The sequence below is a fragment of the Staphylococcus sp. TE8 genome (assembly GCF_000692055.1).
Classification (GTDB): domain Bacteria; phylum Bacillota; class Bacilli; order Staphylococcales; family Staphylococcaceae; genus Staphylococcus; species Staphylococcus capitis.
This window is the reverse complement of sequence record NZ_JMGB01000001.1, coordinates 722,542-735,842: the sequence shown is the minus strand read 5'-3', so window position 1 is coordinate 735,842 and position 13,301 is coordinate 722,542. Positions and strand designations below refer to the sequence as shown.

At 31.4% G+C, this 13,301-nt stretch carries 14 protein-coding genes; 4 read left to right on the top strand and 10 right to left on the bottom strand.

The annotated features are described in order from the left end of the window. Window positions 1–42: 42 nt before the first annotated feature. The 3 genes from thrB to CM54_RS03545 are packed head-to-tail and all read right to left on the bottom strand — an operon-like array spanning window position 43 to window position 3,312. Window positions 43–963: a homoserine kinase gene (gene thrB, locus CM54_RS03555; RefSeq protein ID WP_002433614.1), complete on the bottom strand. Its 921-nt coding sequence runs from the start codon at window positions 961–963 to the stop codon at window positions 43–45. Window position 964: 1 nt separating this feature from the next. After that, the gene (thrC, locus tag CM54_RS03550) at window positions 965–2,026 is read right to left on the bottom strand and encodes a threonine synthase (protein ID WP_037548925.1); all 1,062 of its coding nucleotides are present in this window, start codon (window positions 2,024–2,026) and stop codon (window positions 965–967) included. A gap of 5 nt (window positions 2,027–2,031) precedes the next feature. Continuing rightward, window positions 2,032–3,312 (bottom strand): homoserine dehydrogenase, encoded by a 1,281-nt coding sequence (locus CM54_RS03545; protein ID WP_037548922.1) that lies wholly within the window; start codon window positions 3,310–3,312, stop codon window positions 2,032–2,034. Between the two features lie 188 nt (window positions 3,313–3,500). Here CM54_RS03545 and CM54_RS03540 point away from each other — a divergent pair, with 188 nt between their 5' ends. Next, window positions 3,501–4,877: an aspartate kinase gene (locus CM54_RS03540; RefSeq protein ID WP_037548920.1), complete on the top strand. Its 1,377-nt coding sequence runs from the start codon at window positions 3,501–3,503 to the stop codon at window positions 4,875–4,877. A gap of 69 nt (window positions 4,878–4,946) precedes the next feature. Here the strand turns inward: CM54_RS03540 and CM54_RS03535 are convergent, their stop codons facing one another. Further along, a complete protein-coding gene (locus CM54_RS03535) occupies window positions 4,947–5,540 on the bottom strand; it encodes a hypothetical protein (protein WP_037548917.1) in 594 nt (197 codons plus the stop codon). A gap of 334 nt (window positions 5,541–5,874) precedes the next feature. Between CM54_RS03535 and CM54_RS03530 the strand changes: the two genes are divergently transcribed. Next, a complete protein-coding gene (locus CM54_RS03530; RefSeq protein WP_023350341.1) occupies window positions 5,875–6,732 on the top strand; it encodes an NERD domain-containing protein in 858 nt (285 codons plus the stop codon). Window positions 6,733–6,793: 61 nt separating this feature from the next. Here the strand turns inward: CM54_RS03530 and nucI are convergent, their stop codons facing one another. Then, a complete protein-coding gene (gene nucI, locus CM54_RS03525; RefSeq protein WP_002433760.1) occupies window positions 6,794–7,330 on the bottom strand; it encodes a thermonuclease NucI in 537 nt (178 codons plus the stop codon). Window positions 7,331–7,490: 160 nt separating this feature from the next. Between nucI and CM54_RS03520 the strand changes: the two genes are divergently transcribed. Beyond that, window positions 7,491–7,679 (top strand): hypothetical protein, encoded by a 189-nt coding sequence (locus tag CM54_RS03520; protein ID WP_002433689.1) that lies wholly within the window; start codon window positions 7,491–7,493, stop codon window positions 7,677–7,679. 430 nt (window positions 7,680–8,109) lie between these two features. Further along, the gene (locus CM54_RS03515; protein ID WP_002433828.1) at window positions 8,110–8,295 is read left to right on the top strand and encodes a hypothetical protein; all 186 of its coding nucleotides are present in this window, start codon (window positions 8,110–8,112) and stop codon (window positions 8,293–8,295) included. A 16-nt stretch (window positions 8,296–8,311) separates the two neighbouring features. On the opposite strand, the gene CM54_RS03510 is transcribed toward CM54_RS03515, so the two are convergent. From CM54_RS03510 to cls, 5 genes are all read right to left on the bottom strand, one after another. After that, window positions 8,312–8,914 carry a response regulator transcription factor gene (locus CM54_RS03510; protein WP_002433771.1) on the bottom strand — a complete coding sequence of 201 codons (603 nt, stop codon included), beginning with the start codon at window positions 8,912–8,914 and terminating at the stop codon, window positions 8,312–8,314. Beyond that, on the bottom strand, window positions 8,911–10,011 hold the full coding sequence (locus tag CM54_RS03505; protein WP_002470020.1) for a sensor histidine kinase: 1,101 nt from the start codon (window positions 10,009–10,011) through the stop codon (window positions 8,911–8,913). Before CM54_RS03505 ends, CM54_RS03510 begins: the two co-directional genes overlap by 4 nt. Beyond that, a complete protein-coding gene (locus CM54_RS03500) occupies window positions 10,012–10,743 on the bottom strand; it encodes an ABC transporter permease (RefSeq protein WP_037548910.1) in 732 nt (243 codons plus the stop codon). It abuts the gene before it with no gap. After that, entirely contained in the window at window positions 10,743–11,618 is an 876-nt protein-coding gene (locus CM54_RS03495; RefSeq protein WP_037548907.1) for an ABC transporter ATP-binding protein, read from the bottom strand. The genes CM54_RS03500 and CM54_RS03495 overlap by 1 nt, the downstream gene beginning before the upstream one ends. 178 nt (window positions 11,619–11,796) lie before the next feature. Continuing rightward, the gene (gene cls, locus CM54_RS03490; protein WP_037548904.1) at window positions 11,797–13,269 is read right to left on the bottom strand and encodes a cardiolipin synthase; all 1,473 of its coding nucleotides are present in this window, start codon (window positions 13,267–13,269) and stop codon (window positions 11,797–11,799) included. Window positions 13,270–13,301: the final 32 nt, after the last annotated feature.

Genomic DNA, 13,301 nt, shown 5'->3' with positions numbered 1-13,301 from the left:
GACTTAATCAAAAAATCATTCTTATCTATATTTTACAATAGTTTAGGACTTTAGGTACACAACTTCTTCTATAACGCCCTTCTCATTAATTGTAGCAAGCTCAGAGGTACAATGAGTGATTCGATCTCTTAATGCTCTTACTAATTCGCCACTACGTTCTCTAGGACACAAAGTTAAAATTGTAGGACCTGCACCACTGATGACAGTTGCGTATGCTTGGTGTTCTCGCGATAATTGGCGTACTTCCTCAAACTCTGGAATAAGATGTTGTCTAAACGGTTCATGAAACCCATCTTGTTCCATCATTTTACCAGCTAAGCCGTATTTATGTTGAATTAAGGCACATATCATAGTATTACTAATCGCACTATTTTGTACTGCTTTTTTATGTGAAAAGGTTTCAGGCAAAACATTTCTAGAGTCCTCTGTACGTAATTCATACGGTGGAATCGTTAGAATAATATCAACCTTAGGAACATCTATACGTGCGACATCTGTAACTTTTGTCTCTGGGTTATAATAGCCAGAAATTAATCCCCCATATATAGTTGGAGCAACATTATCAGGGTGACCTTCAATTTCAGTAGCTAATTGCAATAACTCATATTGTGATAATTGAATATTACCAAAATAGTTTGCAATATATAAAGCGCCCACTAGCGCTGAAGCAGAGGAACCTAATCCTCTAGCTAGTGGGATATCACTTCTCATTTCAATTTGTAAACATGGTAATGTTACTTTATATTTTTCTGCAACCTCTTGTGCAACTTTATATATATAATTACTTTCATCTTTGGGTAACGTTTCTAATTCAGGACTATAATACAAGAATTCCCAAGCATATCCTTTTATTTCTTTAATAGACATGTATAAATATTTATCTAATGCCATTCCTATAGAATCAAAACCTACGCCTAAATTAGCAGTTGAAGCTGGAATCTTAAGTTTTAAAACTTCTTCCATATCAAATTGCCCCTTTAATGTATTTTATGATACTGTCCTTGTCATTAGGTAAAGGTTGAATTGGGTTGTCCAATAAGGAGATTGCTGTATCTGGATCTTTTAAGCCATTACCAGTTAAAACTGCCACTACTTTTTTACCTTTTGGAAGTTTACCTGCTCTATGAAGTTTAATTAAACCTGCGATTGATGCGTTACTTGCTGGTTCACTAAACACACCTTCATTTGTAGTCATTAATTGATAAGCTTCAAGTATTTCATCATCTGTTACGCTATCTATTAATCCGTTAGATTCCTCTAATGCTTTAACTGCTTTCTGCCAACTTGCTGGGTTACCGATACGGATGGCTGTAGCAACTGTTTCTGGATTTTTTATGACTTTATTTTGAACAATTGGCGCTGCACCTGCTGCTTGGAAACCAAACAATTGAGGTAATTGACTACCTTTTTTCTCATTATATTCTTTAAAACCTTTCCAATAAGCAGTAATATTTCCGGCATTACCAACAGGAATTGCCAATACGTCTGGAGCTTGTTCTAATTGTTCAACGATTTCGAATCCCCCAGTTTTCTGTCCTTCAATTCTAAAAGGATTCACTGAGTTCACTAATTCAATATCGCTGTTCTCTTTAGCAATTTCTTTAACAATCTCTAGTGCTTCATCAAAGTTGCCTTCAATTGAGACAATTTCTGCACCATACATTACAGCTTGTGATAATTTTCCGAGTGCAATCTTACCTTCAGGTATAACTACTATTGCTTTTAAACCTGCTCGCGCTGCATAAGCCGCTGCTGAAGCTGATGTATTTCCTGTAGATGCACATATCACTATCTTTTTACCCTGTTCTTTAGCTTTAGTGACCGCCATAACCATGCCACGATCTTTAAATGATCCTGTAGGGTTGGCACCTTCATATTTCACATACAATTCTATATCAAGTTTTTCAGATAACTTTTCACAATAAATAAGTGGCGTACTACCCTCGTTTAGAGTAATTTGTGGTGTCTCTTCATTAACTGGTAAATACTCTTTAAATTCTTGTACTAATCCTTGCCATCTTTTCATATTTATTAAACTCCTTCTACAGGATAAATCTTTTCGACTTCGTATCCTGATTTATTAAGAACATCCTCTGGAGATTGATCCAATCCTATAATTATCACTGCTACTGTATTCTCATCTCTTTCAGCAATTTGAAGTGACTTATGGAATGGCAACAGTGCTTTGATATCATTTTCAATCTTATCAAATGTTAAATGATTATTTTGTAAAACAATGTAGTAATTTAACTTTTCTTGGATTACAACAGGTTCTTCCCCATCCATCATCTCTCTCGTTTCATCAGTTTTTAATTCAAAATGAGGTGGCAACGTGTGAAGGTTCGATTCAAAGAATAAAGCTACATTGAGTAAATCACTTACAACAGCGCTTCCCGTGGCTAAGCTACCAGCGCCTTTACCATAAAACATTGTGTCTCCTACAGCATCACCTATAACATAAATAGCGTTATATTCATTCTCAACAGCTGCAAGTTGATGTGACTTATGAATGAGCGTTGGCTCAACTGAAGCGTGAACATGACCATTTTCATAAGTACCTTTACCAATTAGTTTTATTTTAAAGCCTAATTGATCAGCAGCATTTATATCTGATAATGTTGTTCCACTAATACCAGTTAACTTCACATCATTAAGTTTAATTACTTGGTTAAATGATAGATAAGATGTAATGACAACTTTACGCGCAGCATCGACACCTTCCACATCATCTGTAGGATCCGCTTCGGCAAATCCTAATCTTTGAGCTTCATCTAGAGCATCCTCGAAACTTGTCTGTTCTCGGGTCATTTTTGTAAGAATAAAATTAGAAGTTCCGTTCAAAATACCCATAAATTTTGAAATATTATTAGCGTTTAAACCATTATTAATCGCATTGACAATTGGAATACCGCCCGCAACACTTGCTTCAAATTTTAAGGCTACGCCATTACTCTCTGCTAAATCTTCCAATAATTTTAAATGAACTGCTAATAAATCTTTGTTAGCAGTTATCACATGTTTTTTATTTTTAAGTGCAGTTCTTAACCAATCGACTGTAGGTTCTATACCTCCCATTACCTCAACAACAATATCAATTGATTCATCCCCTAATATCTCATCAATATCTTCAGTTAAATGATATTGGCTAATATTTAATGGACGCTTTTTTGATTTATCACGTACTAAAATATGCTTAATGACAATATCTTTATTGATGGTATCTTTAATTTGTTGCCTATTCTCCTCAATAATTTTGACAACACCTGATCCAACAGTTCCTAGACCAAGTAATGCAATATTCAATTCTTTCATGTATCATACCTCCTATTGTGCTTTTGAGAAAAACAATTGTACAGTTGAAAAATACTAAATAATGGTTTAGTATAAAATTATTCTTAATTTTTGTAAAGTTCTTAATATTGAAAATATAAATCTATAGTACCATGCTTAATCAGAAAACTGAATAGAATTTTCTGATTTTTTAGAAAGGTTGATAACTCATGAAAGTTGCTAAATTCGGAGGTAGTTCTGTCTCCAATGCTAAACAAATTAAAAAGGTATTAGATATTGTAAATGGAGACCCTGAGCGCAAGATAATTATTGTTTCTGCCCCAGGTAAAAGGAGTAATGATGATACCAAAACAACTGATTTACTCATTCGTTTATATGAAAAAGTACTCAATGGTTTAGAGTATCAAAATAAGAAAAAAGAAATTATTCAGCGCTATGCTGACATTGTAAAAGAGTTAGATATGGATGATGAAATATTAACTACCATTGATGAAACGTTAGAACTTTACATTAACCAACTTTATGATAAACCTTCACGTTTATACGACGCTTTATTATCATGTGGAGAAGATTTCAATGCGCAATTGATTGCAAGCTATAATAATAGCCAAGGTATCCCTACACGGTATGTTTCTCCTAAAGAAGCTGGACTCACTGTGACGGATCTGCCTCAACAAGCTCAAATTATAGATTCTTCATATGAAAAGATTTATAAATTACGTAATTATAAAGAAAAGCTTATTATCCCTGGTTTCTTTGGAATTTCTAAACAAAATTATATTGTAACCTTCCCCCGAGGCGGTTCAGATATTACGGGTGCTATAATTGCTAGAGGTGTAAGAGCATCTCTTTATGAAAACTTCACTGATGTGTCAGGTATTTTCAAAGCAAATCCAACAATTATAGATAAGCCGGAGTTAATTGAAGAGATTACTTATAGAGAAATGCGAGAACTTTCATATGCAGGGTTTGGAGTTTTTCATGATGAAGCGCTACAACCTTTATATAAGGATCGGATACCTGTTGTAATAAAAAATACGAATCGCCCAAATGATAAAGGTACCTATATTCGGCATGATAGAGAAGTAAATTCGGACAATGTAATTAGTGGTATAAGTTGCGACAAAGGCTTTACAGTTATCAATATTAAGAAATATTTGATGAATAGACAGGTAGGATTTACACGAAAGATTCTAGCCGTATTAGAGGAGTTTAATATCTCATTTGATCATATGCCATCTGGTATTGATAATATCAGTATTATAATGCGTACGAATCAAATCAAAGGTAAAGAAAGTCAAGTTTTAAATGAAATCAGAAAACGGTGTGAAGTAGATGAACTTAGCGTTGACCACGACCTAGCAATTTTAATGATTGTTGGAGAAGGAATGAATCAAGTAGTTGGTACAGCGAGTAAAATCACTCATGCACTTTCAGAATCTAATATTAACTTAAAAATGATTAACCAAGGGGCTTCTGAAATATCAATGATGTTCGGTATACGAGTTGAAGATGCAGAAAAAGCTGTCCTATCAACTTATGAATTTTGTTACCATGGTATTTGTTTAAAAAATTTATGTTCATAAAAGATAAAAAGATTTCTACAATACATATACTACTTTAGTCTATATCAAGTGTATGTCGTAGAAATCTTTTTATGATATTTTTCTATTATTTATTACCGCTTCTTCAATACGTTTTTTCCCTACTACTAATTTTAAAATATAAAATTGATAATAACTTAGTGAATCAATCACAGCCTTATAATTTGAAAATTGATGATAATTTTGATTATCCATTAAATCATACATTAAAACTATTTCAGGTTTTATATAATCTACATTCCAGTTTAATGAGTGAAAATAAATATTATTTTTTGGTAAACGGATTTTATTATCTAATCTGAATATCCACTGATCATTTACTACATCATAAACGAAAATATTGAGAACCATATTTCCATCTTTGAATACTTCTACATGGGCAACTTCAGATAATGAAAGTTTTTTATTCTTCGAAACCCCATTTGCCTTACCATAATATTCTATAGTGAAATCCTTAGGTATAACTTTGACGATTTCAATTAATTTTTTGCGTTCAACGCAAATATCTACTTTATTAGGTAACTTAAACTCATCATTCAAAAACAACTGCATCGCAACTTCACCATGAAATTTAAAAATATGAGTAGATGTATCCATTAATATCTTAACTATTTGGTCGACTGGTTTTTGTGATTCAAGTTTCATTCGTACACCTCCTTAAGCAAGCGCTTTCATAAATTTAATTATACATTCGAAATATACAATTATCAAACGCAGAATTGTGAACATTTAGTAAATTAAAATTAATATATTTATAAAGTATAGCCTTTTCATATATACATAAAAACAAAAAGAGTTATATTACGTTCTTTTAGATATTGAGTAAAGATTTCGATTTCTTAAAATTTTGTAAACATTAAATATAGCGCAAGAAAGTTTAATCATTATTTGTACTCATAATGATTGAACTCAAATTTTAAGACGTATATAATTTGTTTTGAAATTAGAATTTAAAATCTTAAGATTTGGGTGAATATTTATGTCTGTAACGGTCATTTTATCTGTAATTATTATTATTTTGATTATAGCTATTGTCTTAAATCAAAGATATATGAAAGATAGAGTTGAGACTGAAGAATACGCTAGAAATCAATTAATTGCTAAAAATTCAACTTTAAGCGAAGAAAATTTAGCTTTAAAGAATCAAATGTTAAGTTCTAATAACGATGTAGGACACCATGCTTTTAAAAATGCTAAGCGTGAGTTACAAAAGATTTTGGATCGCTTTAAAAACAACGGTCGATTAAAAACATATTCAATTGTTTCTACAAATAATTTAGCTGTGAAACACCCATTATTTGAATATGCAAGATCATTTGATTTTATTATTGTCACTGATGTAGGACTCATCAATGTCGACGTAAAAAATTGGAATCAAAAAACTTTCTACCATTTCGACGTTCCAGATAAACATTTTGAAGAAAAGAATCAACCCTATGATACTGATCAAATAGTAGGTCATTATGTAAGTAGTAGATATCATAGCCAATTCAATACGACACGTACAGGTGTCTATACATTTACAGAAATCTTACAAGATAATCGTGTGATATACGAGTTTTATGATCAAGATCCATACCAACAAGCTGCAAACAATGCTAAAGCACTTAAAGATCAAATTGAATCAGATTATCGATTTAAGATACAAAGTATCGGCGTTGTTTATTTCAGTGATGGTAGCGTAAATATTATTGAAGGTTCAGATGAAAGTGATAAATATGTGGATACAGTATCTACTCAATCTTCTCTTGAAAAGGTCATAGAAGATGCTATACAACTTTCTAAGCACCCTCTCAATGATGAACAAGTCCAAGATATATCTGAGAGTTTTAAATAACATTTCATAGATTAAAAAGGCCAAGAAGATTGCTAATAAATCCTCTTGGCCTTTAAATATATTAACTCCATAAGTTCACTTTATTTTGTTTCGCCTCTTCTTGTGCTTTTTTAAGAATTTGTCTGTACTTACCATTTGGAGAATAGTATTTCTCTCTAGCTAACCCCTTCTCAACTAGCTCTCTATTAAACATCCTATTTTTACTTAGCCAAACGTAAGCTAAAGTTCGACCATATCTATCATTTTTTTCTTTATCATACTCTAAATAAACATATTTATGTGTTAACTCTTTCTTACTATAATTTGACGCTTCTTTACCATAGGGTTGAACAGGAGTATTAGGTTTAACCGTTTCAGGCGTGTCCATACCAATCATTCTAACTTTAATGCGCTCACCATCTTTCTTAGCAAGAAAAGTATCTCCATCCACTACACGCTCAACGTAGACTTTGTCCTTCCCTTTCAAATCTGCGCTTTGATTTTCTTCCGTTGATTGATGAGCACCGAATGGCCCATCATGGTTAATAAATTGAAATAGTATTACTATTATTGCGATTAATGCAACAACAATTAGCGATAATCCTTTTTTTGATTTCATAGATGTCACCTTACTTCACGTTATATTCTGATTTATGTTAAATAAAATTCACTTTGTAGTCAACATGAAATTTAAACTGATGAAGCACAAGCTTCTTCTAATAGTTATTTTTTCAAAATGTAAGCTCATGCTATAATATGTAATGTTAGGAGTGAAATAGATGGATTCATCTAATGAAAATAAAATATCTTTAATCGCAATTATTGTAGCAATAATCATAGGCGTAGTATTACAAATAGTATTTAAATTACCTATTATAGTAAGTGTTGTAGTAGCCTTATTATTAGGCATTTTAGTTGGTTTCATTGTATACATTATTCAATCAACACTAAATAAAAGGAAAAAGTGAAGGTAAAATGGTCTAAGGAAAATTTAAACTTCAAGGGGAAAATTCAAATGGCTTCTCTTAAGTTAGACTATCCTAAGGAAGAGAAGTCGTTATAAATTAAAAAATTCAATTAATGATAATAGAATTTTTACGAACCATACGCAAAGCGTATGGTTTTTTATATTAATAAGGCTTTTGCAAAAATATATTTAGCTAAAACCAAATTTAAAATATTTTACAAATTAGGAGTAATAATTATCTAAAGTGGTATAGTTACAGAAATAATATAATATCTATTTTTACAACTAAACTATTCAGCTTTATTTTATAGAAGAATAATTTTTATAAATGTATCTCCGACATAAAAGTTGTAAGTAGATAAAGTCTAAATTTATTAACAATTTATTAAGACTAACATATTTACAACACTTATGATTGGAGGTACGAAACGATGGAAATTTTAGATTGTATCATCGACACAAACTCTGTGACGTATAAAGTAAAAACAGCTAAAGGAAGAATATTTCAACACACCTTGAGTATTGAAACACCCACACACAAAGTTGTAGAAATTTTATCACTATTATCTAATTATGTAGATAAAACTGACCGCCCGAAATTAATAATTAAAAAGTAATATATTCTATCAAAGTTTATATCCATCCTTTAGCAATCGCTTTTTTCCATGCATCAAAGCGATTTTCAGAGCACATTTTATCAATAATCGTACTTGTATAATTCCTAACAGTACCATTAGACAAGTACAATTTTTCAGCAATTTCTTTACTACTTAAACCGTTGCCTATTTCTTTTAATACAACTTGTTCCTTATGCGTTAATGGATTTGACTCACTAAATAAAGTAGTCATCAATGAGGTACTATATTCTTTTTCACCATTCATAACTTTATAAATAGTATTGACTAAATCTTCTACAGAACGTTCTTTCAACACATAGGCATCTACATCGTTAGCTACAGCTTTCTCAAAATAACCAGGTCGCTTAAATGTTGTCACTATAATTACACGAGTATTTATCCCTTTAGCTCGAATTTGAGCTAAAATTTCTAACCCAGTCATACCAGGAATCTCTATATCTAAGATGGCTACATCGGGTTCTTTATTTTCAATTAATTGAAGTGCTTCTTCACCATTCTCGACATCATTTAAAACTTTCATATCCTCATGCATTTCAATAAGTTGTACCATGGCTTGTCTTAACATTAATTGATCTTCAGCTATTATTAGTGATATCACATTAATTCACTCCTAGGAATTCTGACTATTATTGTAGTGCCTTCATTTGATTGAACTTCAACTTCTCCATTTAAATATGCGGTACGTTCTCTAATACTTTTCAGCGAACTCGCGACTTCGCCATCGATACCTACCCCGTTATCACTCACAATCAATGTGATTTCGTGTTGCTTTTCTTTAATTTTCCCTACAACTTCTGTGGCATGTGCATGTTTAATTACATTATTAATCGCTTCTCTTAATATCATCGATAGTATGGATTGCTTGGCCGGGTTTAATGACCTCGCAGCACTTTTATTTTTGAAAATAAAATTCAAATTTGCATCATGAAGAATAGATTCTACTGATAAAACTTCCTCTTCAAATGATTGGACTTTCAAGTCATCTATAATAGTGCGTACTTTATTAAGTGTCTCTCTAGATAACTCATTAATTGCTCGCATTTCATTTCTAGCTGCCTCTTTGTCGGTATCAAGGAGTTTAGTGGCAAGTTCAGATTTTAACGTTAAACTTGCAAACACATGACCCAAAGTATCATGAAGATCTTGACCAATACGATTTCGTTCTTGTTCTGCTATAAGTACGTTAATATATTTATTCTTCTCTTCGAGTTCTTTACGCACCCTACGATCTTTACGCACTTGAAAATTACCAAACGCAATCATCAAGATGACGATGTAGTAAATTATCATCGTATACACATAATCATGATGCGTAATATAGGTTAAAAAGGCACATATAATCATTGTAGTAATAAAACTTATAAATTCTTTTGATTTCACTCCCACATCGAAAATGAAGGGTAAAGCAAATGCACTATAAAAAAAGAACATACTCAATAATGGTTCATAAGCATAAACAAAATACATGATGCAGAGATAATGGATAAGCAAAAAGATATATAAGTGATTTTTATTTATCTTAGTGTGAAAGAGGACAAGGATTAGATACGAGATAGTAAAGATAGATAAAATAATACTATACACCAAAATATTATATTGATGTTCACTATAAAATAATCCAAATATCGGAAATATTAAATATATAAGTGAAGAAATTTCACCCATCCTTACTCCAAAACCACGCTTTGATCTCATTTAAGACACATCTTTCTTTTTATTAATCAGTAAAGCAATACTTAGGAAAATTATACTATACACAAGTAAAAAGCCAAGTGACTCATAATTGATACCTTTATCTTTACCTAAATCTAACGACATTTGCTTTAAGTGATAGGTAGGCATTTTTTTAGAAATGGTCTGTAACCAATCTGGAAAAGTATTAATCGGAAACCATAAACCACCTACTATAGCCATAGTCATATTAAGTAAATTTGCTACACTACTCGCCTTTTGACTATCACTAAATTGTGCAATAATCAGTCCTAAAGTTAAGAATAAACTTGCTCCCACCCATAAAGTAACTCCAGATAGTAACCAATCTGATAAATTCATACTTACATCTTTATAAAAGTGTGCCACTGTGAAAATAACTATAATCGTTCCTAAAAATTGGCACATGGTTTTTAAGACTTTTACTAAATAATATTGTGATGGCTTTAAAGGAGTAGACATCAAATGTTTATACCAACCATTGTTTCTCTCCTCAATCATGTCTAGAGGAAATGACAACATACAAAAATTTAATAAACTAAATACAGTCATACTGTACATATACTCCTTATAAAACGGTTCTTTAGCTTCTTCAGGTAAATCCAACAACGAAGTAAATAAAAGATAGAATGCTAATGGTAGAAATATAGACATGAATAAATATAGCTTCTTTCTAAACATCACTTTAAATTCAGTTTTAAAAAATGTGGCTACCATTATAAAGTCACTCCTTCTTGATCACTATTATTCGAAAACATAATATCTAATAATGAAGTTTTATGAATTTCAATTTGGTTTAAATCAATGTGATGATCAATTAACTTTTGTATAACTGTATCAACGTGATTCGTTCTCACTTCATAATTATTTTTATACTTTGCAATTTCAAACTCATTCTCTAACTCTTCAACCATATCTTTACAAATTGGTGGTAAAACTACTGTGGAATAAGTCTGTTGATTTTTAATCTGTTCAGGAGAATCACTTAATTGAATTCGACCTTCATCTAGTAAGACGACATGATCAGCCATTCGCTCAACCTCCTCAATGTAATGAGAAGTATAAAGAATCGTGACATTCTTTGATTTGAGATCCTCAATCATTCTCCAGAAATGTTCTCTTGTTTCAATATCCATAGCAGTTGTAGGCTCGTCTAGTATTAAAAATTCAGGTTGACCAACGAGTGTTAATGCAAAATCAAGAATACGTTTCTGTCCTCCAGATAACTGATATGCCATCTGATTCATTTGGGTTTCACTAAATTGAGTAATATCTAAAAAACGTGATGATGATATCGAATTTGCGTAAAAAGACTGATGAAGTTTAAATAATTCTTTTACTTTGAAAAATTTAGGAAAATTAGTTTTTTGAAATAAGATTGCCATTTTATGATGATTGATCATTCTAGACTTATCGATAATCTCCCCCTTATCACCTTGCATATTACCAATTAATATATCTATAAGCGTTGACTTTCCTGCACCATTTTTACCAATCAAAGCTGTACAAGAATGTTCCTTAATTTCTAAATTAATATCATTGAGTACACTAGTCTTCTTGAAGGACTTAGATAAATTGTTAATCTTTATCATAATAATCACGCCTTTTCTTTAGGATATATACAATTTATCAATTACTAGGTACATAATTTAGTTCATTTTGTCATTATTAGTACGTGACATTTGTCATTTATTTTTAGTTTACATAATAAAGTTATTAGCGACTAAAAAACCTCGCTCTTTCGAACGAGGATTCTACTTAATTATTAGTTTATAAAATTGGTGAAATTAACTTAGCTAAATCTTCTTTAAACTTAATTGAAAGTGGACGTTGCTCATATTTTTCTTTGGTAAGAAGTTTTGATTTCTTCACGTCTTCTTCGAAAGCATGACGTAATTGTTGTGCAATTTCTTTATCGTACACAAAGGCATTAATTTCAAAGTTTAACTCGAAACTTCTAAAGTCCATGTTCGCACTACCTACAGATGAAACTTCATCATCGATCATCAATATTTTAGAATGTATAAATCCATTCTGATAAGTATAAATTTTTACACCACTATCTAACAAATCAGCTGCATTTGAAAATGTAGCCCAATATACAAATGGATGATCAGGTTTACATGGAATCATCAAATTGACGTCTACCCCACTATTTGCAGCCATTTTCAGCGCGTTAATATAAGATTGATCTGGTATAAAGTAAGGGCTTTGAAGATAAATTGATTTTCTTGCACTCATTATCATTTTTGTATAACCATATTCAATTTGGTGAAGATCGAACGCTGGTCCACTCGATGCAATTTGTAATGCTTTATCTCCTTTTTCCCCAATCTTTTTAGGGAAATATTTTTGGTCATATTCGAACTGTGGTCGATGTGCTTGTGAGTTCCAATCCAGAATAAATCTTAGTTGCAATGCGTCAATACTATCACCTTGAACACGAAGGTGTGTATCTCTCCAATAACCTAATTTACCTAGACCTAAATAGTCGTCACCTATATTAAAACCACCGACATAGCCAACTTGACCATCTATGATAATAATTTTTCTGTGATTTCGGTTATTCATTCTAAAGTTGATGATAGGTAATTTAGAAGCAAAAAAGGCTTCAACCTCTCCACCTAGAGACTTAAATTTTTTAAATTTAGCCATATTCACTTTTTTCGAACCTACATCATCATATAATAATTTGACTTCTAAGCCTTCTTTGATTTTAGTTTCTAACGCATCGATAATACGATTTCCAAGGCCATCAAGTTCAAATGTATAATACTCCAGATGAATATAATCTTTAGCGTTATAGATATCCTCTATAACTTTATCAAATAGTTGATGACCGTCCGTAAATAATTCAATTTTATTATTCTCTGTTAAAAAAGCATCTTGTTTCATCAATAACATTCGGATTAAATCATGATGTTTTGTAACTTGGTCGTTTGGAGAATTAAAATTTAATTTTTCAAAGCTATTTGCTTGTGCTTTAACTAAATCTTGGAAAGCATCCAACTCTTTTCCGTTATTTTTCTCTAGCTTTTTCTTAGAAACAGTTCGACCTAGGAATAAGTAAAGAATGAATCCTACTATTGGTAATAAGAAAAGGACAAATAGCCATGCCCATGTGGAACTTGCACTTCGTCGGTCCTTTTCCAAGAAAATGATAATAAAAGCAAGTATCAAATTAATGATAAATCCTAGGACTAATAAAATCGCTAAAATAGTACCAAAATATCCTAAATTCATGAATGTTAACTCCTATATGTATTTCCACCTGA

Bases quoted from the DNA above. Each gene is read 5' to 3' on its own strand.
- thrB (WP_002433614.1), bottom strand. From the start codon at position 963: ATGGAAGAAGTTTTAAAACTTAAGATTCCAGCTTCAACTGCTAATTTA.
- thrC (WP_037548925.1), bottom strand. From the start codon at position 2,026: ATGAAAAGATGGCAAGGATTAGTACAAGAATTTAAAGAGTATTTACCA.
- CM54_RS03545 (WP_037548922.1), bottom strand. From the start codon at position 3,312: ATGAAAGAATTGAATATTGCATTACTTGGTCTAGGAACTGTTGGATCA.
- CM54_RS03540 (WP_037548920.1), top strand. From the start codon at position 3,501: ATGAAAGTTGCTAAATTCGGAGGTAGTTCTGTCTCCAATGCTAAACAA.
- CM54_RS03535 (WP_037548917.1), bottom strand. From the start codon at position 5,540: ATGAAACTTGAATCACAAAAACCAGTCGACCAAATAGTTAAGATATTA.
- CM54_RS03530 (WP_023350341.1), top strand. From the start codon at position 5,875: ATGTCTGTAACGGTCATTTTATCTGTAATTATTATTATTTTGATTATA.
- nucI (WP_002433760.1), bottom strand. From the start codon at position 7,330: ATGAAATCAAAAAAAGGATTATCGCTAATTGTTGTTGCATTAATCGCA.
- CM54_RS03520 (WP_002433689.1), top strand. From the start codon at position 7,491: ATGGATTCATCTAATGAAAATAAAATATCTTTAATCGCAATTATTGTA.
- CM54_RS03515 (WP_002433828.1), top strand. From the start codon at position 8,110: ATGGAAATTTTAGATTGTATCATCGACACAAACTCTGTGACGTATAAA.
- CM54_RS03505 (WP_002470020.1), bottom strand. From the start codon at position 10,011: ATGAGATCAAAGCGTGGTTTTGGAGTAAGGATGGGTGAAATTTCTTCA.
- CM54_RS03500 (WP_037548910.1), bottom strand. From the start codon at position 10,743: ATGGTAGCCACATTTTTTAAAACTGAATTTAAAGTGATGTTTAGAAAG.
- CM54_RS03495 (WP_037548907.1), bottom strand. From the start codon at position 11,618: ATGATAAAGATTAACAATTTATCTAAGTCCTTCAAGAAGACTAGTGTA.
- cls (WP_037548904.1), bottom strand. From the start codon at position 13,269: ATGAATTTAGGATATTTTGGTACTATTTTAGCGATTTTATTAGTCCTA.